The following is a 25,215-nucleotide window of genomic DNA, read 5'->3' as shown; positions in this document are numbered from 1 at the left end:
TCTCCGGAGGGTCTGTCAGCGGATGCAGCGATAGACGTCATAGCCCCGTCGCCCTTCCCGCAGGGGACCGCGGGGGACCAGGGTATCACCGCCCATCTCGGCGGCGGCATTGCGGGCGGCATGGTCCACTTCCTGGGCCAGCTTTTCCGGGGGACGCTTGAAGATGCCCACCTGCTCGGCCACCGTGGCGGAGGTGTTGCCGACCCGCTCGCACTGGGTCACATCCCGGGCATCCAGGATACGGACCCGTTCACCGCCGGGAGTGAGCTTGACGAAGGTACAGCCGCCCAGCATCAGGGCCAGGCTGAGTAGGGACAGGGTGCCGATGCGCATGGCTCGGGACATGGGTGATTCCTCGGGACGGATGGTCAGGATGCTCTTTGCAAGGATAGGTGGATGGCCAGGGACAGGGCCTCAAGGAAGCTGCCGACTTCGGCCCGGCCGGTACCGGCCAGTTCCAGGGCGGTGCCATGGTCTACCGAGGTGCGGATGATGGGCAGCCCCAGGGTGATGTTCACGGCCCGGCCAAAGCCCGCGTGCTTGAGTACCGGCAGTCCCTGGTCATGATACATGGCCAGCACCGCGTCCGCCTCGCGCAGATAGCGGTCGGTGAACAGGGTGTCGGCGGGCAGGGGGCCGCGCAGATCCATGCCCTCGGTGCGCAGCTGTTCCAGCACCGGGGTGATGATCCGGATCTCCTCGTCTCCCAGGTGGCCCCCTTCGCCCGCATGGGGGTTGAGGCCGCAGACCAGGATGCGGGGTCGGGCCAACCCGAACTGCTCGCGCAGGTCCTGGTGCAGTACTCGCAGCACGCTCAGGAGTCGTGCCGGCGTGATGGCGGCGGCCACCCTGGACAGGGGCAGATGGGTGGTGACCAGGGCGACCCGCAACTCACCGGCGGCCAGCAGCATCACCGGCATGGGGGCTCGGCAGCGTTCCGCCAGGAATTCCGTGTGGCCGGTGAAGGGGATGCCGGCGGTATTGATGACGCCCTTGTGTACAGGGCCCGTGACCAGGGCATCGAAGGTGCCGGCCAGGCAGCCGTCGGCCGCCCGACGCAGGGTCTGCAGCACATAGTCCCCGTTGGCCGGATCGAGATGACCGGCCCTGACGGGGTGGGCCACCTGGCAATCACCGACGATGCTCAGGCAACCCGCGCGATCGGTGTGGGGTGGGCTGTCCGGGTCAAAGGGCGTGAGGGTCAGAGGCAGTCCCAGATCCGCGGCCCGATCCTGCAGCACCAGGGGATCCGCGATCACGATCCGCTGGGCCGGACAGGGTTGCTGGGCCAGCATGGCCACCAGATCCGGTCCGATGCCCGCCGGCTCCCCCGGGGTGATGGCGATACGGGGTATGGGACGAGTCATTATCGTCCCCGCGGGCTGATCAGGGCCGTCGGATCCCCCGGGTTACGAGCGTCCAGGCGCAGTTCCACAAAGGACTCGTCCCGCAGTCGGCGCAGCCACAGTTCCAGTTCGTCGTCCCGCTTGCGGTCCCGGATGATCTCCCGAGCCTGGGCACGCATCAGCTCCCGGGAGCTGTCGTGATCCCGTCGTTCCAGCACCTCCAGGATGTGCCAGCCGAATGGGGAGCGGAAGGGTTCACTGATGCGTCCCGGCGGCAGCCGGTTCATGACGTCCTCGAACTGGGGTACCAGGTCACCCGGGTCGGTCCAGCCCAGTTCGCCGCCCCGCAGGGCGCTGCCCCGATCGTCGGAATGGGCACGGGCCAGTTCAGCGAAGTCGGCGCCGTCTTCGATGCGGCTGCGCAGGCTGGAGAGGCGCTCGAAGGCCTCATCGTTGCTCAGCACTTCGGTGGGCGTGATGAGGATATGGCGCACCTGGGTCTGACGGACCTGGGTACGGGTGCCGCCCCGCCGCTCCGCCAGTTTGATGATGTGGAATCCGGAGGGAGAGCGGATGACCTCGCTGACTTCGCCTTCCCGCATCAGCACCACGTGCCGGGCGAACAGGGTGGGGACCTGGGCGGCGCTGCGCCAGCCCAGGTCACCGCCGTCCAGGGCGTGCCGGCCGGCGGATTCCCGCAGGGCCAGGGCGGTGAAGTCGGCCCCGGTGGCAGCTTCCTCGCGGATCTTCCGGGCCTGTTCCCGGGCCGCCTGGATCCTGTCGGGGGTTGCCCCTTCGGGGAGGGAAATCAGCAGATGCAGCAGGCGGTATTCCACGTCCCTGTCGATGGCACCGCTTTCGCTGGCAATCAGGTCGTCGATCTCCTGTTCGCTGACCTGGATGCGGCTGTCCACCTGCCGGCGGCGTAGCTGCGAGATGGCCAGTTCATTGCGGATCTGTTCCCGGAAGGCCGGAAAATCCATGCCGTCGGCCACCAGCCGGTCACGGAACTCGGTCAGGGTCATGCGGTTTTCCCGGGCGATGTTCTCCATTGCGTTATTGAGGGTGATGTCGTCGATGCGGATGCCGATGCGGCGCGCTTCCTGCAATTGCAGGCGCTCCAGGATCAGGCGGTCCAGCACCGGGCGCACCAGCGCATCACGCGGCGGGGCCTGCCCGTCACGGGCCGCCAGTTGCTGCCCGATCTCATCCATGCGCTGTTGCAGTTCGCTCTGCATGATGACGTCTTCTTCCACCACGGCGATGATCCGGTCCATCAGTCGCCCGTCTTCCGGTGAGGGTGTCTGGGCGCCGATGCCCAAGGACCAGGTCAGCGCCACGAGTATCAGCAGTCTAGTAATCAGTTTCATAACCCAGCACGCCCTCGCTCAGCAGGTCACCCAGGCCGGTGCCCAGACTGCCGAGCCCTTTGAGGATAAGTTGAAAATAAATGCCGTCATTGTACTCATCCCGGGCGCCGTCGTTGAGGTAACGGCGGGAGACGAGGCGGAAGGCCCAGCAGCAGCTCTTATATTCCAGGCCTGCCAGGACTTCCAGGTCCCGGTTATCCTCCAGGCTGTAGGCCCAGCGCCCCACCACGTCCCAGTGACGGGACAGGGGCCAGGCAAACGAGAGATCGGCCTGTTCCAGGAGGTCTTCCCGGTAACGGTGACTCAGGTTGATCACGCGGCGTCCATCCACCCGGTATTGCAGAAGAGCGGAAGAACGCTCCATTTGTTCCCGTCGCGGGTCCCATTGGGCGCCGGCGCGGGTGCGCCAGCGATCCCCCAGGCGCGCCGCCATTTCGGCGACCATGGAGGAACTGTCGGCGGTTTCGGCGCGGCCTTCCTCGCGCAGGGTCACGCGACGATCATCAAAGTAGTGGATCTGCCCCAGGCTGACCCGCAGACGTTCCTCGCCGGAGCGGCCGTCGATGATGCGGGTGGTGAGGCCCGTAGTGAGCTGATCGGCATCGGCGACCCGGTCCGGGCCGCTGAAGCGATGATCCCGAAACAGCTGATCAAAGCTGAAATCGAACTGGGCGGTATCGAACAAAGGGATGTCATCCTGATCCCGGCGGGGGGTGTAGAGATAGTACAACCGCGGCTCCAGGGTCTGGATGTTCCCGCTTTCCAGCGGGCGTTCCAGGAATAGTCCGGCATCCAGGCTGGCGATGGGCAGCGCTCGGGTCAGGTTGCTGTCGACATCGGCGGGCTGGTCGTCCAGGTCATAATGGGTGACGCGGTATTTCAGGCTCGGGGTTACGAACCAGGCGGCCCCGTGCATGGGGCGGCTGATCTCCGGCATCAGATCCGTGCGCCGGGCGGTGACGCTGTCATCCCGCTCGAAGGCGACCCATTCGGCGCGCAGGCGATAGTCGAATCCACCCGCCTGCCAGGGCCAGCGGCCCTGGTAGAGCAGCTGGGGCAGCCGTTTGTAGGGACGGCTGGTGCTGGAGAGGGTCTCGTCCACGATCTGGAAATCCTGCACCCGCCCCAGCAGCGTCCAGCCCTGGCCGGCGTAGACAAGGTCCGCCCGCCGTTCCAGATGGGTGATGCTGGTATCGTCCAGGGAGTCACCCAGGTCGCGGAAGTAGCGGTCGTCCGAGACGTCGCTGCCCGTTGTGTGAAAGTGCAGCCGGGGACTGATGCGCCAGTGGTGGTCCCAGGCCACCAGGGTGCGGTCTTCGCCATAGCTCGTGTCGTTGGGCAGGTAATCCAGCTGGATCCGGCCTCGGTTGCTGGGGTTCAGGTAGCGGAACTCGGACATCAGCATGGCGCCCCGGCTGTCCATCAGGCGCAGGCCCAGGGTGGCATCCCGGTGGGGGGCCAGGTTCAGATAGAACGGGATCAGCAGATCCGCGCCGGTGTTGTCCGAGGTCCCGAAGCTGGGTGGCAGCAGGCCGGACTTGCGGCGATCATCGATGGGAAAGGTGATCCACGGCGTATAGAACAGGGGCACCCCCTGAAAGCGCAGGAGGACGCCCCTGGCCGTGCCTTGGCCACTGTCCTGATTCAGCTGTACATGGCGCGCACTGAGCAGCCAGTGGTCCCGGCCGGGGTCGCAGGTGGTGTAAGTGGCCTCCTGAAGATACAGCGTGTTGTGACCGCGGGGTTCCAGTGCCTTCGCTTCACCCCGGGCATGACGGGGGTCAAAGCGGTAGCGGGCATGCTCGAAACGGCCGGTCTCCGTGTCCAGATGCAGAAAACCGCCCGGGCTTTCGAAAAAGAGTCCCGTATCGGTCTGAAAACGCACATTGCCTTCGGTTTCCAGGAAGGATCGACTTTCCTCGTAGGTGATGCGATCCGCCCGCAGCATGCGGCCCTGGTCATAGAGCGCGACGTTGCCCTCCAGGCGGGAGATCCCGTCCCGGTCAATGAAGGCGCTGTCGGCGAAGAAGCGGGTCTGATCGTCCCGGGGGAACGGGTACTCCAGGGATTCCGGCTGGTAGCGGCACAGGGACCAGTCATTCGCCTGGACCGTGGTGACGCAGCAGGTCATGAGCAGGCAGCAGGAGAGAAGCTTGCGAGGGTTCATGCGCGCTGGTGCGCCTGAACCACCGGGAAGAGGCCGGGTGGCGTGGTGCCTAGATGAATTGCGCTGGAATGCATGGGGACCGGGGAGACATCGGGGTGAGATGACCCCGAGACACCCGGAGTGTGTCTCGGGGCGGAGCACGTCCTTACTTGCGGCAGGACTCCAGCACCTCGGAGACCGCCTTGTAGATGGACTCGATCTCACCTTCACCCTTCACTGTCTGCAGCAGGCTGCGTTCGCTGTAATACTGCACCAGGGGGCGGGTCTGCTCTTCGTAGACCTTGAGACGCTTGCCGATGGTTTCTTCGTTGTCGTCCGCGCGGTGGGTGAGTTCACCGCCGCAGACATCGCACACGTTTTCCTTCCGGGAAGGGTTGGTGTGACGGTTGAAGACGGCGCCGCAGGAGCCGCAGGTCTGGCGGCCGGTGAGGCGCTGCATCAGATTGTCGAAGTCCACGTCGATGAGCAGCGCCACATCCAGCGGCTTGCCCAGTTCCTTGAGCAGGTCGTCCAGCGCCCCGGCCTGGGCCAGGTTGCGGGGGAACCCGTCCAGGATGTAGCCCTGCTGAGTGTCGGGCATGGCCAGGCGTTCGCGGATCATGCCCAGGACGATATCATCCGTCACGAGCTGGCCGGCATCCATGGCGGCCTTGGCTTGCCGGCCCAGGGGCGTTCCGGCGGAAACGGCAGCGCGCAGGAGATCCCCGGTGGAGATCTGAGGCACCTTGTAGCGCTCCATGATCAGCTTGGACTGGGTCCCCTTGCCGGATCCCGGTGCGCCCAGAAGCACGATACGCATGGCATTTCCTCTTTAGAATAATAGGCGTGTATCAGATGGGTTATAAAGACATTAGGCCGAAACTTATACCTGCTCAAGCGCCCGGCACGCAAGCACTCCCCCCTGGGAGGTGGCTTTTCGCCGGCCGGGTTGCCGTTATAATGCCGCCTCCTGATCCACAACCCCCTTGGGCCTGATCCAATGAATATTGACAAGATCTCCGCAGGCAAAGACCTGCCCAACGACATCAACGTGATCATCGAGATTCCTGCGTATGCCTCGCCGGTCAAGTACGAGGTGGACAAGGACAGCGGTGCCCTGCTGGTGGATCGTTTCATGGCCAGCCCCATGTTCTACCCCTGCAACTACGGTTTCGTGCCCCACACCCTGTCCGATGACGGTGATCCGGTGGACGTGCTGGTGATGACCCCCTTCCCGGTGGTCAGCGGCAGCGTGATTCGTTGCCGTCCCGTGGGCATGCTGAAGATGACCGACGAGGCGGGCGAGGACGCCAAGCTGCTGGCGGTGCCCGTGTCCAAGCTGTCCCGGGAATATGATCACATCCAGGGCCCCGACGACGTCCCCGCCCTCCTGCTGGACCAGATCAAGCACTTCTTCGAGCATTACAAGGAACTGGAACCCGGCAAGTGGGTGAAGGTCGAAGGCTGGGTCGGCGTTGATGAGGCCAAGGCCGAGATCGAGAGTTCCGTCAAGCGCCATCAGGCCCAGGCCTGATCTCGGCGGTGGGGTGGCTGCGGCCTCCCCACCGCTTTTGCCCACTTAACTTCAGGCACGCCGGCCCTCGCAACCTCCTCCTGCCCGTGTGGCCATGAGTCTTCCGGATCAAGGGCATGTCGTCGCGTCAACCCATCAAGAATCACCACCTGGAACAGCGGCTGTTCCTGGCCCGAGTCATTACCCTGGGCGTCATCATCGTTCTGCTGTTTGGTCTTGTCGGGGGGCGGCTGACGCAGCTGCAGGTGCTCAACCATTCCCATTTTTCGACCCTGTCCCAGAGCAACCGGGTGCGTCTGGAAGCCCTGCCACCCCCCCGGGGGCTGATCTATGACCGTAACGGGGTGGTGCTGGCAGAGAATCGTCCGGCCTATCAGCTGGAGGTGACCCTGGAGCAGGTGGAGAACCTGCAGGACACCCTTGACCGGCTTTCGGCGTTGCTGGATCTGGAGCCGGCCGAGATCGAGCGGTTTCGCCGCTCACTGCGGGGCAAGCGCCCCTTCCAGGCGGTCCTCTTGAAGCTCAATCTCACGGACGAGGAAGTGGCCAACTTCGCCGTCAATCGGCATCTGTTCCCCGGCGTGGACGTGCAGGCTCGGGTGGCGCGCCATTATCCCCATGGCGACGCCTTGGCCCATGTCATCGGCTATGTGGGGCGCATTGATGAGCGGGAGCTGGCCCGCATCGATACCCGGCGCTACGCCGGCACCAGCCATATCGGCAAGCTGGGGATCGAACGCTATTATGAGGATCAGCTGCACGGTCAGGTGGGCTTCCAGAAGGTGGAGGTGAACGCCCAGGGTCGTATGCTGCGGGTCCTGGAGCGGGAGCCGCCAGCGCCGGGGCGTGATCTGGTGCTGAGCCTGGACGTGCGTCTGCAGGCCGTGGCCCAGGAGGCCCTGGACGGTATGGCCGGCGCCATCGTGGCCATGGACCCCCGCAACGGCGAGGTCCTGGCCATGGTCAGCATGCCCACCTTCGACCCCAACCTGTTCGTGCACGGGATTCCGGCCCGCACCTTCCAGGAGCTGCGCAACAATCGGCGCCAGCCCCTGTTCAATCGCGCCCTGTCGGGCCAGTACCCGCCCGGTTCCACCCTGAAAATGCTGGTGGGCCTGGCGGGGCTGGAGCATGGCGTGATCCGCGCGGATCGACAGATGTTCGCCGCCGGCTACTACACCCTGCCCAACGATACCCGACGCTACCGGGACTGGCGGCGGTACGGCCATGGCTGGGTGGACCTGGACAAGGCCATCACCCAGTCATCGGACGTGTACTTCTACGACATGTCCTATCGACTGGGGATCGACCGCATGTCGGAATTCCTGGGGCGCTTCGGGGTGGGGGAGGCCACGGGCATCGACAGCACCGGCGAGCGTCGCGGCCTGCTGCCCAGCCGTGAGTGGAAACGGGGTGCGCAGGGCATGCCCTGGTTCCCCGGCGAAACCCTGATCACCGCCATCGGGCAGGGGTACATGCTGGCCACCCCCATGCAGATGGCCTCCATCAGCAGCACCCTGGCCATGCGCGGCCAGCGGGTGCGTCCCCATCTGCTGCGTGGCATGCTGGGTGAAGACGGTGAGGAGCTGCATGTGGCCGAGCCGGAATTCCTCAGCCCGGTGCAGGTGAGCCGTGCGGAACACTGGGGTCAGGTCCTGACCCCGATGGAGCACGTCATGCACCGGAGCAACGGCACGGCTTATCAGTCGGCAGGACGGGACGCCCCCTACCGCATCGCCGGCAAGACCGGGACCTCGCAGGTGTTCGGGCTGGCGGATGATGAGGAATATGACGAGGCAACGGTGGCCAAGCACCTGCGTGATCATGCCCTGTTCATCGGTTTCGCCCCGGCGGATGAACCCCGGATTGCGATAGCGGTGCTGGTGGAGAACGGCGGCAGCGGTGGCCGGGTGGCGGCGCCGGTGGCCCGTAAGGTGATGGACTATTTCATGCTGGAGATGACCCCCTGATGCTGAACGGCACCGCGGAAGAGCACGGTCTGGGGCGCGCCATTGTCCGTGCCCTGCACCTGGACCTGTTGTTGCTGGGGGGGGTGGCCCTGTTGCTGGCCATGGGTTTTGTCGTGCTCTACAGCGCCAGCGGTGAAAATCTGGATACCCTGTATCGGCAGGGGGTGCGGGTAGGCATTGCCTTTACCATACTGATGGTGATGGCGCAGATCTCGGCGCACCATCTGCGCCAATGGTCGCCCTGGGTGTATGCCGCCGGGGTCCTGTTGCTGCTGGCGGTGATGTTCTTTGGTGAGGTGGGCAAGGGCGCGCAGCGGTGGCTGGATCTGGGGGTCGTGCGGTTTCAGCCTTCCGAATTCATGAAGATCGCCGTGCCCATGGTGGTGGCCTGGTATTTCGCCGATCGACCGCTGCCGCCCCGGTTCGTGGAAGTCGTGGCGGCGGGTCTGCTGGTGCTGGTGCCGTCGGTGCTGATCGCCAAGCAGCCGGACCTGGGCACCGCCTTGCTGGTGGCGGGTTCCGGCCTGGTGATCATCTTTCTTGCCGGGGTGCGCTGGCGCATCCTCATGGGACTGGGGGCCCTGGCCATGGTGGCGGCGCCGGTGCTGTGGCATTTCATGCAGGATTATCAGCGGCGGCGGGTACTCACGCTGCTGAACCCGGAGAGTGATCCCCTGGGGGCCGGCTATCACATCATCCAGTCCAAGATCGCCATCGGCTCCGGGGGGCTGTACGGCAAGGGCTGGCTCAACGGCACCCAGTCCCAGCTGGAGTTCCTGCCGGAGCGCTCCACCGACTTCATCTTCGCCGTCTATGCCGAGGAGTTCGGTCTGATGGGCATCCTGCTGTTGCTGGCCCTTTACCTGTTGGTGATCCTGCGCGGGCTGACCATCGCCCTGCGGGCCCAGGACACCTATTCGCGTCTGCTGGCAGGAAGTCTGAGCTTCACCTTCTTTGTCTACGTGTTCGTCAATACGGGCATGGTGGTGGGGCTGCTGCCGGTGGTGGGGGTCCCCTTGCCCCTGTTCAGTTACGGCGGTACGTCCATGGTGACCCTGATGGCGGCTTTCGGTATTCTGATGTCCATCAACTCCCACCGCAGACTACTCGCCCGATGACCTTCCTGTGCGCTTCCCCGGTGCCTTTCCACCGTCGTATGTCTTCCCTGCTGCTGGCAGCGTTGCTGCTGGGCGCCTGTGCCGCAGCCGGGGCCAATCCCCGTGGCCTGGTGGCCGGTGACCCGCCGTACCTTGAGCGCGGCGATGTCCGGGAGTTCATCAGTACCCTGGCCAGGGAGGATGGCTTCGATGCCCGCGAGCTGGAGCGGCTGTTTGCCGAGGCCAGGCCGCAGCAGCGGATCCTGGATCTGATCTCCACCCCGGCCGAGGCCCGTCCCTGGAAGGACTACCGGCCGATCTTCCTCACCGAACAGCGGATCCGTGCCGGGGAGCGTTTCTGGCAGGAGCATGAAGCGACCATCCTGCGCGCCCAGGAGACCTTCCAGGTCAACGCGGAGATCATCGTGGCGATCATCGGCGTGGAAACCTTCTACGGCCGCCATCAGGGGACCTTTCCGGTGGTGGATGCCCTGGTGACCCTGGGCTTTGACTATCCGCCCCGGGCGAACTTCTTCCGCTCCGAACTGCGTCACTACCTGCACCTGGTGCGAGAGGAAGGGCTGGACCTGCGGGAAACGCTCGGTTCCTACGCCGGAGCCATGGGGCGGGGGCAGTTCATTTCTTCCAGCTACCGGGAATATGCCGTGGATTTCAGCGGCGACGGTCGCCGTGATTTGCTCAACTCCTGGCCCGATGCCATCGGCAGCGTGGCCAACTATTTCCGTCGGCATCACTGGGTCATGGGAGAACCCGTGGTGGTGCGCGCCCGGGTGGAGGGGGATGCCTACAAATCCCTGATGGGGAGCGGCTATCAGGCCCGCCATGACCTTGATGAGCTGGCCCGCCACGGCATCGTGCCGGAAGGCCGCGTGGCACCGGATGCCCGCTTCTCGGTGATAGAGCTGCAGGCGGAGGAGGGGACCCAGGTCTGGCTGGGCTATGAGAATTTCTATGTCATCACCCGGTATAACCGCAGTCCGCTCTATGCCATGGCGGTATATGAGCTGGCGCGGGAGATTCGCAAGGCCCGGGAGCAGGCCCTGGCGGATGGTGGGGCGCGGTGACCAGGCAGGTTGCCCTGCGTCTTCTGCCGGCGGTCTTGCTGGCGCTGACCCTGGCCGCCTGCAGCAGTAGCCGTGGTCCCGGCCCCGCCGGTCCCGGCTACACACCTGAAGAGCGGGATGGCGCCCCTCATCCCGGCAGGATTCCGGACCTGTCCCGGGTGCCTGAGCCGGTGCCCCGGGTGGAGCCCCCGAGCCGTTACGGTAATCCGGCGTCCTACGTGGTGTTCGGGCGCCGCTATACCACCCTGGACAGTGCCGAGGGCTACCGCGAACGCGGCGTGGCCTCCTGGTACGGGACCAAGTTCCATGGCCGGCGCACCTCCAGCGGCGAGCCCTATGACATGTTCGCCATGACGGCGGCCCACACGTCATTGCCGCTGCCCACCTATGCGCGGGTGACCAATCTGGAGAACGGCCGCAGCGTGGTGGTGCGGGTGAATGACCGAGGACCGTTCGTGGACAATCGCATCATTGATCTTTCTTATGCGGCGGCCCATCGTATCGGCATGCTGGGTGAGGGGACGGCACGGGTGGAGGTCAAGGCCCTGATCCCCGAGCCGTCCCGTCCCGAGGTCATGCAGGCCGGGTGGGCGGGGCAGGACGCTCCGGCCGGCCAGGTTGAATCCGACCCGGGCGAGCCCGTTTTTCTGCAGGTGGGCGCCTTTTCCAGCCGCGTGAATGCGGAACGGTTGCGTGATCGCCTGCATGCCCGCCTTGAGCAGGTGGCCGTCCTGGAGGGCGGGCAGGCCGATACCCCCCTTTACCGGGTGCGTGTCGGCCCTCTGTCGGATGTCCGCAGCAAGCGGGAGACGGTCCGCATCCTGCAGTCCATGGGGCTTGGAGATTATCGGGTCGTCACCGATTGAACCCCTTCGCATCCGGGGTGTCCCTGGTATGTTACCCTTCTCGATCCGAATATCCATTCTGTCGGTTTTTCAGCCCCTGAAGATGCCATGATGCCAAGACTCGTCGTCAGCGTTCTGTTGCTTGCCCTCCTGTTGCCCGGACTGGCCGGCGCCAACCTGCGTGTCTCCCCCCCCTCGGACCTGACCGCCCGCAACTACGTGGTGCTGGATGCGGTCAGCGGTATGGTGCTTGCCGAGCGTGCCGCCAATGAGCGGGTGGAGCCTGCCAGTCTCACCAAGATCATGACCGCCTATATCGTCTTCAAGGAATTGCAGGATGGTCGCCTGACCCTGAACGAACGGGTGGATGTGAGCGAGCGCGCCTGGCGTACCGGCATGCGCGGTGCGTCGCGCATGTTCATCGAGGTGAATACCCAGGTCGGGGTCGAGGAACTGATCCGGGGCATGATCGTTCAGTCCGGCAACGATGCCTGCGTCGCCCTGGCGGAGCGCATTGCCGGTACCGAAGGCGCTTTCGTGGACATGATGAATGCCCAGGCCCGCGCCCTGGGGATGTACGATACCGAGTTCCAGAACAGCCATGGGCTGCCCAGTGATACGCCCCAGTACACCACGGCCCAGGACATTGCCGTGCTGATGCAGGCCCTGATCCGGAATTTCCCCGAATACTATTCCTATTACTCCGAGCGCAGTTTCACCTTCAACGGCATCTCCCAGTCCAACCGCAATATCCTGCTGTGGCGGGACGATGCCGTGGATGGGGGCAAGACCGGCTGGACCAGCACTGCCGGTTACAACCTGGTGTCTTCCGCACAGCGGGACGGCATGCGCCTGGTGGCTTCCGTCATGGGGATCCAGGCCGCCGACCATGAGCAGGGGGGGCGAGTCCGCGCCAACGAGTCCCAGGCCCTGTTCAACTGGGGCTTCAGGCAGTTCGAGGGCCACAAGCTCTATGATGGCGGGCTGGCCCTGACCGAGGCCCGGGTCTACAAGGGAGAGCAGAACCGGGTTCCCCTGGGTCTGGTGGAGGATCTTCATGTGACCATTCCCCGCGGCGGTTATGATCGTCTCCAGGCGGAGATTTCCCTGGGCAGCAAGCTGGAAGCCCCCATTGAGCAGGGACGGGCCTATGGCGAACTGCGCATCATGCTGGATGGGGAGCCTCTGCGGGTCCTGCCCTTGGTGGCCTTGCAGGGGGTTGATGATGGCGGCCTGTTCCGGCGTCTGATCGACAGTGCCTGGATGTGGGTTCGCTAAGGATGTTCTGAGCAAGTCATCCCCGCGCAAACGGGGATCCAGTCACGGAATGGATCTTCTGGGCTCCCGCCTTCGCGGGAGTGACGGCACGGGGGCTTTTTCAGTGTTTCCCTAAACCTTCGGTTGGTTCAAGACATGATCATCTATCTCAATGGCGAGTTCGTGCCGGAAGCCCAGGCCCGGGTGTCCGTGTTCGATCGGGGCTTTCTGTTCGGTGACGGGATCTACGAGGTGATCCCGGTCTTCGGTGGGCATCCGTTGCGCCTGACAGAGCATCTGGAACGTCTGGAGCGCAGTCTGGCCGAGGTGCGCATCGACAACCCGCATGACCGGGCGGGCTGGAAGGGCCTGTTCATGACCCTCTTGGAGAAGAATCCGGGTGGGGACCGCAGTCTCTATGTCCAGGTGACCCGGGGCGTGGCCCGTCGTGACCACGCCTTCCCGTCCGGTGTCCGGCCCACGGTCTTTGCCATGGTCAATCCCATTGCGCCCCCTAACCCGGCGGTGCTGGAGCAGGGGGTGGCCGCGGTGGTGATCGCCGACCATCGCTGGTCCCGCTGCGATATCAAGGCCATCACCCTGCTGCCCAACGTGCTGGCCCGTCAGGAGGCCCTGGATTCCGGGGCGACGGAAGCCATTCTGATCCGTCAGGGACTGGCGACGGAAGGTGCCGCGAGCAACCTGTTCGCGGTGGGGGACGGCGTCATCGTCACCCCGCCCAAAGACCGTTCTCTCCTGCCCGGCATCACCCGGGACCTGGTGCTGGAACTGGCCCAGGACGCCGGCTTGCCGGTGATGGAATCGGCCATTCCGGAACAGTCGCTGCGGGCGGCCGAGGAGATCTGGCTGACCAGTTCCACCCGGGAGATTCTGCCCGTGACCCGCCTGGACGGCCGACCGGTGGGCGCGGGCGTCCCCGGCCCCGTCTGGCGGCGGCTGCATGGCTTGTATCAGGATTACAAGGCTCGACTGCGGGAGGGCGTGTGATGCAAAAGCCCGAAGAAATGGGATTGCAGTTTCCCTGTCAGTTCCCGGTGAAGGTTTTCGGTGCCTCGGTGCCGGAGCTGGGAGAGCGGGTACGGGTCATCGTCGGCAAGCATGTGCCGGATATCCGGGAGTCGGATTTTTCCGTGCGTGCTTCCAAGGGGGGGCGCTACCAGGCCATCACCATCCGTGTCCATGCCCAAAGCCAGGCCCAGATGGACGCCCTCTATCTTGAACTCAGCGCCTGTGAGCTGGTGCAGATGACCCTCTGAGCCTGTGCCGACATGTCCGCCATCCTTGTGCGCCGCCTGGGGCGCTGCGACTACGAGTCCACCTGGCGACGGATGCAGGCCTTCACCGAGCACCGGGATGCAGGCACCCTCGATGAACTCTGGCAGGTGGAGCATCCCCCGGTGTTCACCCTGGGGCTCAACGGCAAGCCGGAGCATGTGCTCGATCCCGGCGACATCCCGGTGATCCCGGTGGACCGGGGTGGGCAGGTGACCTACCACGGGCCGGGTCAGGTGGTGATCTATACCCTGCTGGATCTGCGGCGCTCGGGGCTGGGCGTGAGGGCCCTGGTGACCGCGCTGGAGTCGGCGGTGATCGATTATCTGGCGACCCAGGGGATCGCCGCCCAGGCCCGAGCCGAGGCGCCCGGGGTCTATGTGGGGGACGCCAAGATTGCCGCGCTGGGCCTGCGGGTCCGGCGGGGAGGGAGTTATCATGGCCTGGCCTTCAACCTGGATCCCGACCTGTCGGCCTTTGATCGCATCAATCCCTGTGGTTACCGGGGGCTGGCGACCACCTCCCTAGCGGCGCTGGGGGGGAGAGAAGACTGGCGTCAGGCGGCGACGGGGTTGACGAAGGCATTGTCGTTGCGGCTGGGAAGGCCGGTCACAGCGGCATGATCCCCAGAGTCACCCGGTCCTTGCCGCCCAGGTCCTGCACGGTTTCTACCCCGCAAAACCCACCCTGTACCAGCAGCTCCCTGACGGCCTTGCCCTGACCCATCCCATGCTCCAGCAGCAGTCCGCCGCCCGGGTCGAGATGGTCGGGGGCCTGACCGACGATGCGACGGATATCGGCCAGACCGTCCGGCCCCGAGGCCAGGGCCGAGCGGGGCTCGAAGCGCAGGTCCCCCTGCTCCAGATGGGGGTCTGCCTCGGCGATGTAGGGCGGGTTGGAGACGATCAGGTCAAAGCGTTCGCCCGCCAGCGGCTCGAACCAGTCACCGCATCGACACGTTACCTGTTGCCCCAGCCCCAGCCGTTCCACATTCTCGATGGCGACGGCCAGCGCCTGGGGTGAGCGGTCGACGGCAATGATGCGGCACCGGGGGCGCTCCACGGCCAGGGCCAGGGCGATGGCGCCCGTGCCCGTGCCCAGATCCGCCACCCGGCCTGGAAGGTCTTGGGGCAGCCGCGACAGGGCGGCCTCCACCAGGGTTTCGGTGTCGGGGCGGGGGATCAGCACGCCGGGGCGGACCTGCAGATTCAGGGACCAGAATTCTCGACAGCCCAGCAGGTAGCTGACCGGCTCGCCCTGGGCGCGTCGCTGTACCAGGGTCCTGAAGCATGCCAGGGCGGTGGGGTCCTCCAGGGTGTCGCCCCCATGGGCATAGAGCCAGCCGCGATCCCGGCCCAGGGCATGGGCCAGCAGCAGTTCCGCTTCCAGGCGGGGCGCTTCCCCATGGGCCAGGGCGGTTCTCGCCTCAATCAACAGGGTCTTGAGGGTAAGGGCGGGCAAGGGGCGGCTCAGTCGGCCAGGGCGGCCAGCTGTTCGGCCTGGTGTTCATTCACCAGCGGATCGATAACCGGATCCAGCTCGCCGGTCATGATGGCCTCCAGTTTGTAGAGGGTCAGGTTGATGCGATGATCCGTGACCCGCCCCTGGGGGAAGTTGTAGGTGCGAATGCGCTCGGAACGGTCCCCGCTGCCCACCAGGCTCTTGCGCGTGGCGCTCTGCTCCTGGAAGCGGCGGGTTTCTTCCCGCTCGATCAGCTTGGCGGCCAGCAGGCTCATGGCCCGGGCCTTGTTCTTGTGCTGGGAGCGCTCGTCCTGGCATTCCACCACGATGCCGGAAGGCAGATGGGTGAGACGCACGGCGGAATCGGTACGGTTGACGTGCTGGCCACCGGCCCCGCTGGCCCGATAGGTGTCGATGCGCAGGTCCGCCGGATTGATCTCCGGGATTTCCATCTCGTCCGGTTCCGGCATCACGGCGACGGTGGCGGCAGAGGTGTGAATGCGCCCCTGGGATTCCGTATCCGGCACCCGTTGCACCCGATGGGCGCCGGACTCGAACTTGAGCCGGGAATAGACCCCGCGGCCGATGATGCGGGCGATGACCTCCCGGTAGCCGCCGTGCTCGCCCTCGCTCTCGGAGAGCAGTTCCACCTGCCAGCCCCGGGTTTCCGCGTAGCGGCTGTACATGCGGAACAGGTCGCCGGCAAAGATGGCCGCCTCGTCCCCGCCGGTGCCGGCACGGATTTCCAGGAAGGTATTGTTCTCGTCGTGAGGGTCTTTTGGGATCAGCTGACGCTGCAGATCCAGTTCCAGGGCTTCCAGGCGGGTCTGGAGCACGGGGATCTCATCCTCGGCCATGCCACGCAGGTCCGGGTCCGGGTCCCGGGCCATCTGGCGCGCGGCCTCCAGTTCATCAAGGGCGCCGGCATAGTCCTTCCAGCACTGGACCACCGGCTCCAGCTGGCTGTATTCCACGGAATAGCGGCGAAAGCGATCCTGGTTCCCGATGACCTGCGGATCCGCCAGCAGGCCACTGAGTTCCTCGAAACGATCCGCGATACCTTCAAGCTTGCGACGAATGGAGTCTTTCACGAATGGATCTTGTTGGTGAGACTCGGCAGCTTGAAGAGGGCATGGGCCGCGTCCACCAGTTCCAGGCGACCTTCGCGGGCGGCCTCGTTCATGGCGTGGCAGGGGTCATGCAGCAGCTTGTTGGTGAGGGTGTGGGCCAGAAAGGACAGGGCTTCTTCCGGCGACTTGCCGGCGGCCACCATCTGGTTGGCCTTTTCCAGCACCTCCAGTTGGACGCCATGGGCCTTGTCGCGGAAGGCGCAGATGGTGCTTACCGCGCTCTGGGCCTGCAGCCAGCCCATGAAGGTACTGACCTGGGATTCAATGATCTCCTCCGCCTGGCGCGCCGCCTCGCGGCGGGACTGGAGGTTTTCCTGGATGACTTCTTCCAGGTCGTCCACGGTGTAGAGGAAGACGTTGTCCAGATTGCCTACCTCGGGCTCGATGTCCCGGGGTACGGCGATGTCCACCATGAACATGGGACGGCGCTTGCGGGCCTTCAGGGCACGCTCCACGGCGCCCTTGCCCAGGATCGGCAGGGGACTGGCGGTGGAGGAGATGAGGATGTCGGCCTCCGCCAGACGGGCGGGGATCTCGGACAGGGTAATGACCTCGGCGTCGAATTCGCTGGCCAGGACCTTGGCCCGTTCCACGGTACGGTTGGCGACGATGATGCGGCCGATCTGGTTGCTGTGCAGGTGGCGGGCCGCCAGTTCGATGGTTTCACCGGCGCCGATCATGAGGGCGGTGAGGGGCTTCATGTCGCCCCAGATCTGCTTGGCCAGGGAGACGGCGGCAAAGGCCACCGAAACCGGGCTGGAGCCGATGGCGGTGGATGTCCGCACGTTCTTGGCCACCGAGAAGGCGTGCTGGAACAGTCGGCCCAGCTGGCGGCCCAGGGTGCCGGCGGCACCGGCGCTCTGATAGGAACCCTTGAGCTGCCCCAGGATCTGCGGTTCACCCAGCACCAGGGAATCCAGGCCGCAGGCCACGCGGAGCAGGTGCTTGACCGCATCGGCCTCGGCGTGACGGTAGATGTAGGGCTGGATCTCGCCGGGCTTGAGGCGGTGGAAATCCGCCAGCCAATGCAGCACGCGATCGGCGGGCTGGTGCGCCTCGGAGCGGAAGTAGATCTCCGTCCGGTTACAGGTGGACAGGATCGCCGCCTCATCCACCGGGGTGGAACGGGTCAGGCCGGTCAGGGCCTCATCCATGCGGTCCGGGGAGAACACGACGCGTTCACGAATCCCGACCGGGGCGGATTTATGGTTGACTCCGAGAGTAAAAAGCATCGCACGTGAGGACCTGTGGAATAGCGTATTCTGCGCCAGCATTGAAGTCATGACAAGATGTCCCGGATTTTCAACCCTTTGAGTCCGCTCGGAAAACTGACCTGTCCGCAAAATTCGACCCGCTGCGGCGGGAACTTATCGGCCGTTGCGGGGTGCTAAGGAGCATGGGACGGTTAACCTGATTGTTCGGGTTTCCCGCTCGCTGCCCCGGTCCGATTCTGCCGTCGACCGTATCAGATCCGCCCCAATGTGGTGGATTCCCCGCCGGTCGTCCATGTCCCGTATCAAGAGCTTGCGATTTCCCGGTTCCGGGGCTTGACATGCCGGCAGGTACGGTTGACATGGTGTCAGTCGAGTGATGTCCAGTCTAGTTTACACTGTCCCGTGACCTTGGCGCGCCCCGCAGGACCATCATTTTTTGAACAAATGGGTTTATAGTCTTTCCATGCTGCCCGATCAAAGATCCGTTTTCCCCTGGTTTCCTCCCCGCCGCCCGGTACCCCGCCTGGGGGCGGCGGTGGTGCTGTGTGGATTGCTGGCCGCCTGCGCCGGTCTGTCCCGGGACGGCGAGGGCTACGAGGAGCCTTGGCAGCCCTTGGCCGAAGGCCATCTGTTGCCGCTGGAAGGGGAGGGCAACGGTGTCTCCGATCTGCTCTACGAACTGCTGGTCGGCGAGATTGCCGGACACCAGGGAGAATTGCAGGTCGCCGTGGAGCACTATCTGCGTGCGGCTCAGCGTACCCGCAACCCCGAAGTGGCCGAGCGGGCCACCCGTATCGCCCTGTTTGCCGGTGATCCGGCCGCGGCCCTGCCGGGCGCCGAACGCTGGCTGGCGCTGGAACCGGAGAATCTGGAAGCCCGTCAGATTCTGGCCGCGCTGCTGGTCAACGAAGGCCGCCCCGATGCGGCGGCCCCGCATCTGTTGACCGTGCTTGAGCGCGTGGAGGCGGTGGAGGGCGATGGCTATGGCCTGCTGGTGAACATGCTGGCCCGCAGTCAGAACGGCGATGCGGCGCTGGAGGCCCTCGCTCTGGTGGCGGAGTCCAGGGGAGACGACTCCCTTGCCTATCTGGCCGTGGCCGGCCTGGCCCTGCAGCAGGATCGGCCCCTGACGGCCGTAGCGGCGGCCGAAAGGGCGCTGACCCTGGATGATGGGCTCAGAGAGGCGCACGTGCTGCGCGCCCGGGCGCTGGGGCAGGCCGGTGATCAGGCGTCCTCCCTGCGGGCCATGGGCGATCTGGTGGCCCGCTATCCCGAGGATGTGGATCTGCGCGTCACCTATGCTCGCCTGCTATTGCAGTCCGAGCGTTATGAAGACGCCCGTCGGCAGTTCGAGCGGGTGGCCCGGGAGCGGCCGGGGGATGCCGACCTGCTTTACACCCTGGGACTGCTCAACATCGAGGTGGAACAGTACGAGGATGCGCAGCGCTATCTGGAACGAGTGCTGCAGACCGGTCGCCGGGTTCAGGAGGCCCGCTATTACCTGGGGCGGATCGCCGAGGCCGGCGGTGATCCGGAGCGGGCCATTCGTTTCTATGCGCAAGTGAATCGGGGTGAGCATCGTGATGAATCCGTCATACGTGCCGCCCTGCTCAAGGGGGGGGTGGGGCAGCTGGCGCAGGCCCGCGCGGACCTGTCGGCGTTGCGGGATCGGCTGGATGAGCCGGGCGAACGGGTGCGGGTCTATCTGGCCGAGGCCGGTTTGCTCAGAGATGCCCGTGACTACGAGGCGGGGATGGACCTGCTCCATCAGGGGCTCAGGGAGTATCCCGGCAACCCCGAACTGCTGTATTCCCGGGCGCTCATGGCGGAGCGTCTGGACCGGATCGATCAGGTGGAGGCGGATCTGAACCTGATCCTGGCCCAGGACCCGGATAACGCGGCCGCCCTCAACGCGCTGGGGTATACCCTGGCGGATCGCACCGATCGTCACGAGGAGGCCTATGGCTATATCCGTCGGGCCTATGCGCAGCGTCCGGACGATGCGGCCGTCATCGACAGCATGGGCTGGGTGCTCTATCGCCTGGGTCGTCTGGATGAGGCGGAAGTCTATTTGCGTCGGGCGCACGACATGATGGAAGACAGCGAGATTGCGAGCAACCTGGCGGCCCTGCTGTGGGCACAGGGGCGCCGGGATGAGGCCCTGGGTATCCTGCGTAAGGCGCTGGAGCGGGACCCGGCGCATGAGCGTCTGCTCAGACTCAAGGAGCGCCTGGATCCATGAGAACGTTCTGGTTGATCGGTCTGGTGAGCCTGGTGCTCACCGCCTGTGCCGTGCGCCCGCCGGTGCCGGTAGATGATCGGGAGCAGGCCTGGCGAGAGCGCGTGCAGCTGCTTTCCGCGCGGGATGAGTGGACCCTGAACGGTCGCATTGCGCTGTTCCTGGAGAACGAGCAGTGGAATGCCCATCTGCGCTGGCGCCAGCGGGGGGATGACTACGACATCCAGCTGTTCGGACCCTTCGGGCGTCACGCCGCGACCCTGGAAGGCAATGCCGCCGGTGTGACCCTGCGCAACGCGGAAGGGGCGGTGTACCAGGATCGGGATGTGGATCGGCTGGTGCATCAGGCCCTGGGCTGGCAGCTGCCGGTCAGCGGGTTGCGCTACTGGGTGCTGGGCGTACCGTCTCATGATCGGCTGGAAGGGCGGACCCTGGATCCGGCGGGTCGGCCGCAGCGATTACTGCAGTCCGGTTGGGACGTGGGGTACGATCGCTACGCCGAGGCCGTCGGCCCGGCGCCGCTGCCTGATCGCATGAGGCTGGAATTCGACCACATACGCGTTCGCCTGGTGGTGGACGACTGGCAAATGACACCATGACGCAACAAGACCCTTGCATGGGCTGGCCTGCGCCGGCCAAGCTCAACCTGTTCCTGCATATCACCGGCCGTCGTCCCGACGGTTACCACGAATTGCAGTCCGTGTTTCAGTTTCTCACCTTCGGGGATACGCTGGATTTCCGGCTGCTGGATGAAGATCGGGTGCGGGCCGAGCATGCCCTGGACGGGGTGGCCCACGATGATGATCTGACCGTGCGGGCCGCTCGTACCCTCAAGGCCGCCACCGGGCATCCCGGGGGGGTGGCCATCCGGGTCCGCAAGCGCCTGCCCATGGGCGGTGGACTGGGGGGCGGCAGTTCCGATGCCGCCACGGTGCTGGTGGCCCTGAACGCCCTCTGGGAGACCGGGCTGGATGACGAGGCCCTGGCCGCCATGGGGCTGAAGCTGGGGGCGGATGTGCCGGTGTTCGTGCGCGGCCACGCCGCCTGGGCGGAAGGGGTGGGGGAGCGGCTGGCGCCGGTGTCGCCGCCGGAGCCCTGGTATCTGGTGGTGCATCCCGGCGTGATGGTGCCCACCGGGGCGATCTTCACCGATCCTGGATTGACACGGGACTGCCCACCCATCAAAATAGCGGACTTTCTTGCAGGACGAGCAGGCAACGTGTGTGAGCCGGTCGTCTGCCGGCGCTTTCCAGCGGTGGCCAAAGCCCTGGAATGGCTGCAAGGGCAGGGCGTGACGGCGCGCATGACGGGGACCGGCAGCTGTGTGTTTGGTGTCTTCGAGACGGAAGAGGCCGCCCGCGCCGCCCTGGAGTGCCTGCCGTGCGGATGGTCGGGGTTCGTTGCCCGAGGCTGCAATCAGTCTCCGCTGCATCGGCGTAGGGCGCAGTTCCGGGCCGCGCCTGCTGTTCAGGAATAACGATTTATTGGGCCGTCGCCAAGTGGTAAGGCACCGGGTTTTGATCCCGGCATTCGCAGGTTCGAATCCTGCCGGCCCAGCCATTCTTCAGACGTTGCCTGCCGTCGCCGGGCCAGCGCCGCCACCGGTTCATTGTCTCCGTGACACTCACCGGCTGGCGGCGTTTACGCTATGGCGCAGGGTGGTACGTCTTTTCGCCGGCAGGGTGGCCCGCGTCAGCCCTGCTGGTGCAGCCCTGTCATCCGCTTCGCTCGCAACCGGACATTGTTGGAATCATGCTGCCCAGGTCCACAGTGGTGGAAAAATCCAAGATGATGGTCTTCGCGGGGAATGCCACTCCCCAATTGGCTCAAAGTGTCGTCAATCACCTGAACCTGCCGTTGGGCAAGGCCGTTGTCGGCCGGTTCAGTGATGGCGAAGTCCAGGTGGAAATCCTGGAGAACGTGCGCGGTCGGGACGTCTTCATCGTCCAGTCCACCGGCGCGCCCACCAACGACAATCTGATGGAGCTGCTGATCATGGTGGATGCCCTGCGCCGGGCCTCCGCCGGTCGCATCACCACCGTCATCCCCTATTTCGGCTACTCCCGCCAGGATCGGCGCGTGCGGTCCGCCCGCGTGCCCATCTCCGCCAAGGTGGTGGCCAACATGCTTGAAGCCGTCGGTGCCGACCGGGTGCTCACGGTGGACGTGCATGCCGATCAGGTGCAGGGTTTCTTCAACGTGCCGGTGGATAACGTCTATGCCTCGCCGGTCCTGCTGGGGCACATCTGGCGCCAGAAGATCCCCAACCTGCTGGTGGTCTCCCCCGACGTGGGCGGCGTGGTCCGTGCCCGTGCCCTGGCCAAACGCCTGGATGACGCGGAACTGGCCATCATCGACAAGCGTCGTCCCAAGCCCAATGAATCCCAGGTGATGCATATCATCGGGGACGTGGAAGACAAGGCCTGCATCATCATCGATGACCTGGTGGATACCGCCGGCACCCTGTGCCAGGCGGCCAAGGCCCTCAAGGATCATGGGGCTTCCAAGGTCATGGCCTACGCCACCCACCCGGTGCTGTCCGGCCCCGCCATCGAAAACATCAACAACTCCCAGCTCGACGAGCTGGTGGTCACGGATACCCTGCCGCTGCGTCCCGAGGCCAAGGCCTGCGGCCGCATCAAGCAGCTCAGCGTTGCCGGCATGCTGGCGGAGACCATCCGCCGCATCAACCGCGAGGAATCGGTCAGCTCCCTGTTCATCGACTGATGAACTGACAACGGATCGACCGCCACTGCCTCTCCTGGTCGCGGGAGAGGCTTTTTGTTTGTATGACTGGAGAACCCGACATGAGTGTCAATTTCGAACTGCAAGCCGAGCCGCGCGCGGACCAGGGCAAGGGTGCGAGCCGCCGCCTGCGTCGTGCCGGCAAGCTGCCCGCCATCGTTTATGGTGCCGGCAAGGAACCCGTGGCCGTCACTCTGGACCACAACACCGTGTGGTTGAGCCTGGCCCATGAAGCCTTCTACTCCCACATCCTGACCCTGAAGGTGAACGGCAAGTCCGAGCGGGTCATCCTGCGCGACCTGCAGCGTCATCCGGTCAAGCAGATGGTCCTGCACATGGATCTGCAGCGCGTCACCGAAGACCAGGCCCTGAAGGTGCATGTGCCCCTGCACTTCATCAACGAAGAAAGCTGCGTGGGCGTGAAGACCGGCGGCGGCATGCTCAGCCACCAGGCGGTGGAAGTGGAAGTGGAATGTCTGCCCAAGGACCTGCCCGAGTTCATCGAAGTGGACGTGGCCGACCTGAACGTGGGCGACTCCCTGCACCTGTCCCAGATCCGGCTGCCTGAAGGGGTGAGCATCGTGGCCCTGGCCCAGGGTCCGGATCATGATCTGTCGGTGGTCAGCGTACTGAAGACCCGTGGCGGCAGTGCTGCCGAAGAGTCCGAAGCCGAGGGCGAAGGCGAGGCATAAGCCGCCTTCGTTTTCCGACTGCAAGAAAGGATGACACCGGCCCGTGGCTGATAAAGACACCGTTCAGGTCATCGCGGGGCTGGGAAATCCCGGCTCCGACTACGCCATGACCCGGCACAATGCCGGGTTCTGGTTCGTGGATGAACTGGCCCGCCGTCATGGCGGCCGGTTTCGCCTGGAGAGTAAGTTCGCCGGCGAAACGGCACGCATCCACATCGAGGGGCAAGAGATCTGGCTGATCAAGCCCCAGACCTTCATGAATCACAGTGGGCAGCCCATCCGGCTGCTGACCCAGTTCTATAAAATTCCCATCACCTCCGTGCTGGTGGCCCACGACGAGATCGACCTGCCGCCGGGCACGGCCCGCCTCAAGCGCGGGGGCGGTCATGGCGGACACAACGGTCTGCGTGACATCATGTCCCACCAGGGGCAGGACTTCATGCGTCTGCGTCTGGGGGTAGGCCATCCCGGGCATCGTGAGCAGGTGGTCGGGTTCGTACTCAACCGCCCATCCCGCGAGGAAGAATCCCTGATCACGGACGCCATCGACCGCGCTGCCGACCTCATGCCCCTGCTGCTGTCGGAAGGGCTGCAGAAGGCCACGAACCGTCTGCACTCGGCGTGACTGCCCCGGTGACTCTCTTCTTCCATCCTGATTTTTCCACCTGATCCACCCGGACCCTCCCATGAGCTTGAAATGCGGCATCGTCGGCCTGCCCAATGTGGGCAAATCCACCCTCTTCAATGCCCTCACCAAGGCGGGCATTCAGGCGGAAAACTATCCCTTCTGCACCATTGACCCCAATGTGGGGGTGGTGCCGGTGCCCGACCCTCGGCTCAAGGTCCTGGCCGGGATCGTCTCACCGGAGCGGGTGCTGCCCACCACCGTGGAATTCGTGGATATCGCCGGCCTGGTGGCCGGTGCCTCCAAGGGTGAAGGCCTGGGTAACCAGTTTCTGGCCCACATTCGCGAGACCGACGCCATCACCCACGTGGTGCGCTGCTTCGAAAATGACGACGTGATCCATGTGGCCGGCAAGGTGGACCCCCTGTCGGACATCGAGGTCATCCACACGGAACTGGCCCTGGCGGACCTGGAGACCGTGGAAAAGGCCCTGAATCGCCTCACCCGCAATGCCAAGTCCGGCAACAAGGACGCCATCGCCCGCAAGCAGGTGGCCGAGAAGGTGCAGGCGGTGCTGGCCGAGGGGCGTTCCGCCCGCAGTGCCGAACTGGATGATGACGAACGCCTGCTGCTGCGGGAACTGCAGCTCATCACTGCCAAGCCCACCATGTACATTGCCAACGTCAATGAGGATGGCTTCGAGAATAACCCCCTGCTGGACCGGGTGCGGGAACACGCCGCGGCGGAACACGCCCAGGTCGTACCCGTCTGCGCCGCCATGGAGGCGGAGATCGCCCAGCTGGACGAGGCGGACAAGGCCGAATTCCTGGGTGAGATGGGGCTGGAAGAGGCCGGACTGGACCGGGTGATCCGGGCCGCCTACGAACTGCTGGGCCTGCAGACCTTCTTCACCGCCGGTGTCAAGGAAGTCCGTGCCTGGACCGTCAAGCGCGGTGCCACCGCACCCAGGGCGGCCGGCGCCATCCACACGGACTTCGAGAAGGGCTTCATCCGCGCCGAAGTCATCGGCTATGACGACTTTGTGAACTGCAAGGGCGAGCAGGGCGCCAAGGATGCCGGCAAGTGGCGCCTGGAGGGCAAGGAATACACCATGAAGGAAGGGGATGTGGTGCACTTCCGGTTTAATGTCTAAGAGCCTGTTCAAG

The 25,215-nt window shown here is 65.1% G+C and carries 24 protein-coding genes and 1 tRNA gene; 17 read left to right on the top strand and 8 right to left on the bottom strand.

Annotated elements, in window-relative coordinates:
• Positions 1–15 precede the first annotated feature (15 nt).
• The 5 genes from LQ952_RS03850 to LQ952_RS03830 all read right to left on the bottom strand — a co-directional run bounded on the left by LQ952_RS03850 (position 16) and on the right by LQ952_RS03830 (position 5,682).
• Positions 16–345 (bottom strand): DUF4156 domain-containing protein, encoded by a 330-nt coding sequence (locus tag LQ952_RS03850; RefSeq protein WP_238621341.1) that lies wholly within the window; start codon positions 343–345, stop codon positions 16–18.
• Between the two features lie 23 nt (positions 346–368).
• Positions 369–1,367: a 4-hydroxythreonine-4-phosphate dehydrogenase PdxA gene (gene pdxA, locus LQ952_RS03845; protein WP_238621340.1), complete on the bottom strand. Its 999-nt coding sequence runs from the start codon at positions 1,365–1,367 to the stop codon at positions 369–371.
• Complete coding sequence (locus LQ952_RS03840; RefSeq protein WP_238621339.1) at positions 1,367–2,716, bottom strand: peptidylprolyl isomerase; 1,350 nt, start codon at positions 2,714–2,716, stop codon at positions 1,367–1,369. The genes pdxA and LQ952_RS03840 overlap by 1 nt, the downstream gene beginning before the upstream one ends.
• Complete coding sequence (locus LQ952_RS03835) at positions 2,700–4,883, bottom strand: LPS-assembly protein LptD (RefSeq protein WP_238621338.1); 2,184 nt, start codon at positions 4,881–4,883, stop codon at positions 2,700–2,702. The genes LQ952_RS03840 and LQ952_RS03835 overlap by 17 nt, the downstream gene beginning before the upstream one ends.
• 145 nt (positions 4,884–5,028) lie before the next feature.
• Positions 5,029–5,682, bottom strand: a complete 654-nt coding sequence (locus tag LQ952_RS03830) for an adenylate kinase (RefSeq protein ID WP_238621337.1) — start codon at positions 5,680–5,682, stop codon at positions 5,029–5,031.
• A 180-nt stretch (positions 5,683–5,862) separates the two neighbouring features.
• On the opposite strand from LQ952_RS03830, the gene ppa reads away from it, so the two are divergent.
• The 9 genes from ppa to lipB all read left to right on the top strand — a co-directional run bounded on the left by ppa (position 5,863) and on the right by lipB (position 14,566).
• Positions 5,863–6,396, top strand: coding sequence for an inorganic diphosphatase (ppa, locus tag LQ952_RS03825; protein WP_238621336.1), 534 nt, complete (start codon positions 5,863–5,865; stop codon positions 6,394–6,396).
• Positions 6,397–6,512: 116 nt separating this feature from the next.
• On the top strand, positions 6,513–8,366 hold the full coding sequence (mrdA, locus tag LQ952_RS03820; protein WP_238621335.1) for a penicillin-binding protein 2: 1,854 nt from the start codon (positions 6,513–6,515) through the stop codon (positions 8,364–8,366).
• Entirely contained in the window at positions 8,366–9,484 is a 1,119-nt protein-coding gene (gene rodA, locus LQ952_RS03815; RefSeq protein WP_238621334.1) for a rod shape-determining protein RodA, read from the top strand. The genes mrdA and rodA overlap by 1 nt, the downstream gene beginning before the upstream one ends.
• Positions 9,481–10,548 carry a lytic murein transglycosylase B gene (gene mltB / locus LQ952_RS03810; RefSeq protein ID WP_430733755.1) on the top strand — a complete coding sequence of 356 codons (1,068 nt, stop codon included), beginning with the start codon at positions 9,481–9,483 and terminating at the stop codon, positions 10,546–10,548. The genes rodA and mltB overlap by 4 nt, the downstream gene beginning before the upstream one ends.
• Positions 10,545–11,414, top strand: coding sequence for a septal ring lytic transglycosylase RlpA family protein (locus LQ952_RS03805; RefSeq protein WP_238621332.1), 870 nt, complete (start codon positions 10,545–10,547; stop codon positions 11,412–11,414). Before mltB ends, LQ952_RS03805 begins: the two co-directional genes overlap by 4 nt.
• 87 nt (positions 11,415–11,501) lie before the next feature.
• Positions 11,502–12,671, top strand: a complete 1,170-nt coding sequence (locus tag LQ952_RS03800) for a D-alanyl-D-alanine carboxypeptidase family protein (RefSeq protein WP_238621331.1) — start codon at positions 11,502–11,504, stop codon at positions 12,669–12,671.
• Between the two features lie 135 nt (positions 12,672–12,806).
• Positions 12,807–13,658, top strand: a complete 852-nt coding sequence (locus LQ952_RS03795) for a D-amino acid aminotransferase (protein ID WP_238621330.1) — start codon at positions 12,807–12,809, stop codon at positions 13,656–13,658.
• Complete coding sequence (locus LQ952_RS03790; protein WP_238621329.1) at positions 13,658–13,927, top strand: YbeD family protein; 270 nt, start codon at positions 13,658–13,660, stop codon at positions 13,925–13,927. The genes LQ952_RS03795 and LQ952_RS03790 overlap by 1 nt, the downstream gene beginning before the upstream one ends.
• A gap of 12 nt (positions 13,928–13,939) precedes the next feature.
• Entirely contained in the window at positions 13,940–14,566 is a 627-nt protein-coding gene (lipB, locus tag LQ952_RS03785; RefSeq protein ID WP_238621328.1) for a lipoyl(octanoyl) transferase LipB, read from the top strand.
• Here the strand turns inward: lipB and prmC are convergent.
• The 3 genes from prmC to hemA are packed head-to-tail and all read right to left on the bottom strand — an operon-like array spanning position 14,553 to position 17,766.
• Positions 14,553–15,404 (bottom strand): peptide chain release factor N(5)-glutamine methyltransferase, encoded by an 852-nt coding sequence (prmC, locus tag LQ952_RS03780; protein WP_238621327.1) that lies wholly within the window; start codon positions 15,402–15,404, stop codon positions 14,553–14,555. The two genes, lipB and prmC, sit on opposite strands and share 14 nt — an antisense overlap.
• Before the next feature lie 8 nt (positions 15,405–15,412).
• The gene (gene prfA, locus LQ952_RS03775) at positions 15,413–16,495 is read right to left on the bottom strand and encodes a peptide chain release factor 1 (RefSeq protein WP_238621326.1); all 1,083 of its coding nucleotides are present in this window, start codon (positions 16,493–16,495) and stop codon (positions 15,413–15,415) included.
• Complete coding sequence (gene hemA, locus LQ952_RS03770; RefSeq protein WP_238621325.1) at positions 16,492–17,766, bottom strand: glutamyl-tRNA reductase; 1,275 nt, start codon at positions 17,764–17,766, stop codon at positions 16,492–16,494. The genes prfA and hemA overlap by 4 nt, the downstream gene beginning before the upstream one ends.
• Positions 17,767–18,211: 445 nt before the next feature.
• On the opposite strand from hemA, the gene LQ952_RS03765 reads away from it, so the two are divergent.
• The 8 genes from LQ952_RS03765 to ychF all read left to right on the top strand — a co-directional run bounded on the left by LQ952_RS03765 (position 18,212) and on the right by ychF (position 25,202).
• Entirely contained in the window at positions 18,212–19,990 is a 1,779-nt protein-coding gene (locus LQ952_RS03765; RefSeq protein WP_238621324.1) for a tetratricopeptide repeat protein, read from the top strand.
• Positions 19,987–20,586: a lipoprotein insertase outer membrane protein LolB gene (lolB, locus tag LQ952_RS03760; protein ID WP_238621323.1), complete on the top strand. Its 600-nt coding sequence runs from the start codon at positions 19,987–19,989 to the stop codon at positions 20,584–20,586. The genes LQ952_RS03765 and lolB overlap by 4 nt, the downstream gene beginning before the upstream one ends.
• The gene (gene ispE / locus LQ952_RS03755; RefSeq protein WP_238621322.1) at positions 20,583–21,464 is read left to right on the top strand and encodes a 4-(cytidine 5'-diphospho)-2-C-methyl-D-erythritol kinase; all 882 of its coding nucleotides are present in this window, start codon (positions 20,583–20,585) and stop codon (positions 21,462–21,464) included. Before lolB ends, ispE begins: the two co-directional genes overlap by 4 nt.
• Positions 21,465–21,472: 8 nt before the next feature.
• A tRNA-Gln gene (locus tag LQ952_RS03750) sits at positions 21,473–21,547 on the top strand.
• A gap of 228 nt (positions 21,548–21,775) precedes the next feature.
• Positions 21,776–22,714 (top strand): ribose-phosphate diphosphokinase, encoded by a 939-nt coding sequence (locus tag LQ952_RS03745; protein ID WP_238621358.1) that lies wholly within the window; start codon positions 21,776–21,778, stop codon positions 22,712–22,714.
• An 80-nt stretch (positions 22,715–22,794) separates the two neighbouring features.
• A complete protein-coding gene (locus LQ952_RS03740) occupies positions 22,795–23,424 on the top strand; it encodes a 50S ribosomal protein L25/general stress protein Ctc (protein WP_238621321.1) in 630 nt (209 codons plus the stop codon).
• Positions 23,425–23,467: 43 nt separating this feature from the next.
• Positions 23,468–24,049: an aminoacyl-tRNA hydrolase gene (gene pth, locus LQ952_RS03735; RefSeq protein WP_238621320.1), complete on the top strand. Its 582-nt coding sequence runs from the start codon at positions 23,468–23,470 to the stop codon at positions 24,047–24,049.
• Between the two features lie 61 nt (positions 24,050–24,110).
• Positions 24,111–25,202, top strand: coding sequence for a redox-regulated ATPase YchF (gene ychF, locus LQ952_RS03730; protein ID WP_238621319.1), 1,092 nt, complete (start codon positions 24,111–24,113; stop codon positions 25,200–25,202).
• The last annotated feature ends 13 nt before the right edge of the window (positions 25,203–25,215 follow it).

This window comes from Ectothiorhodospira lacustris (assembly GCF_022227785.1).
Taxonomy (GTDB): Bacteria; Pseudomonadota; Gammaproteobacteria; order Ectothiorhodospirales; family Ectothiorhodospiraceae; genus Ectothiorhodospira; species Ectothiorhodospira lacustris.
This window is presented reverse-complemented; position numbering and strand designations above follow the sequence as displayed.

What these genes read in the sequence shown, in the direction of transcription:
- LQ952_RS03740 (WP_238621321.1), top strand. Translation starts at nt 22,795, where the DNA reads ATGAGTGTCAATTTCGAACTGCAAGCCGAGCCGCGCGCGGACCAGGGC.
- ppa (WP_238621336.1), top strand. Translation starts at nt 5,863, where the DNA reads ATGAATATTGACAAGATCTCCGCAGGCAAAGACCTGCCCAACGACATC.
- mltB (WP_430733755.1), top strand. Translation starts at nt 9,481, where the DNA reads ATGACCTTCCTGTGCGCTTCCCCGGTGCCTTTCCACCGTCGTATGTCT.
- lipB (WP_238621328.1), top strand. Translation starts at nt 13,940, where the DNA reads ATGTCCGCCATCCTTGTGCGCCGCCTGGGGCGCTGCGACTACGAGTCC.
- ychF (WP_238621319.1), top strand. Translation starts at nt 24,111, where the DNA reads ATGAGCTTGAAATGCGGCATCGTCGGCCTGCCCAATGTGGGCAAATCC.
- LQ952_RS03840 (WP_238621339.1), bottom strand. Translation starts at nt 2,716, where the DNA reads ATGAAACTGATTACTAGACTGCTGATACTCGTGGCGCTGACCTGGTCC.
- LQ952_RS03795 (WP_238621330.1), top strand. Translation starts at nt 12,807, where the DNA reads ATGATCATCTATCTCAATGGCGAGTTCGTGCCGGAAGCCCAGGCCCGG.
- LQ952_RS03835 (WP_238621338.1), bottom strand. Translation starts at nt 4,883, where the DNA reads ATGAACCCTCGCAAGCTTCTCTCCTGCTGCCTGCTCATGACCTGCTGC.
- LQ952_RS03765 (WP_238621324.1), top strand. Translation starts at nt 18,212, where the DNA reads ATGCTGCCCGATCAAAGATCCGTTTTCCCCTGGTTTCCTCCCCGCCGC.
- LQ952_RS03800 (WP_238621331.1), top strand. Translation starts at nt 11,502, where the DNA reads ATGATGCCAAGACTCGTCGTCAGCGTTCTGTTGCTTGCCCTCCTGTTG.
- hemA (WP_238621325.1), bottom strand. Translation starts at nt 17,766, where the DNA reads ATGCTTTTTACTCTCGGAGTCAACCATAAATCCGCCCCGGTCGGGATT.
- LQ952_RS03850 (WP_238621341.1), bottom strand. Translation starts at nt 345, where the DNA reads ATGTCCCGAGCCATGCGCATCGGCACCCTGTCCCTACTCAGCCTGGCC.
- LQ952_RS03745 (WP_238621358.1), top strand. Translation starts at nt 21,776, where the DNA reads ATGATGGTCTTCGCGGGGAATGCCACTCCCCAATTGGCTCAAAGTGTC.
- pdxA (WP_238621340.1), bottom strand. Translation starts at nt 1,367, where the DNA reads ATGACTCGTCCCATACCCCGTATCGCCATCACCCCGGGGGAGCCGGCG.
- mrdA (WP_238621335.1), top strand. Translation starts at nt 6,513, where the DNA reads ATGTCGTCGCGTCAACCCATCAAGAATCACCACCTGGAACAGCGGCTG.
- rodA (WP_238621334.1), top strand. Translation starts at nt 8,366, where the DNA reads ATGCTGAACGGCACCGCGGAAGAGCACGGTCTGGGGCGCGCCATTGTC.
- lolB (WP_238621323.1), top strand. Translation starts at nt 19,987, where the DNA reads ATGAGAACGTTCTGGTTGATCGGTCTGGTGAGCCTGGTGCTCACCGCC.
- ispE (WP_238621322.1), top strand. Translation starts at nt 20,583, where the DNA reads ATGACGCAACAAGACCCTTGCATGGGCTGGCCTGCGCCGGCCAAGCTC.
- LQ952_RS03790 (WP_238621329.1), top strand. Translation starts at nt 13,658, where the DNA reads ATGCAAAAGCCCGAAGAAATGGGATTGCAGTTTCCCTGTCAGTTCCCG.
- LQ952_RS03830 (WP_238621337.1), bottom strand. Translation starts at nt 5,682, where the DNA reads ATGCGTATCGTGCTTCTGGGCGCACCGGGATCCGGCAAGGGGACCCAG.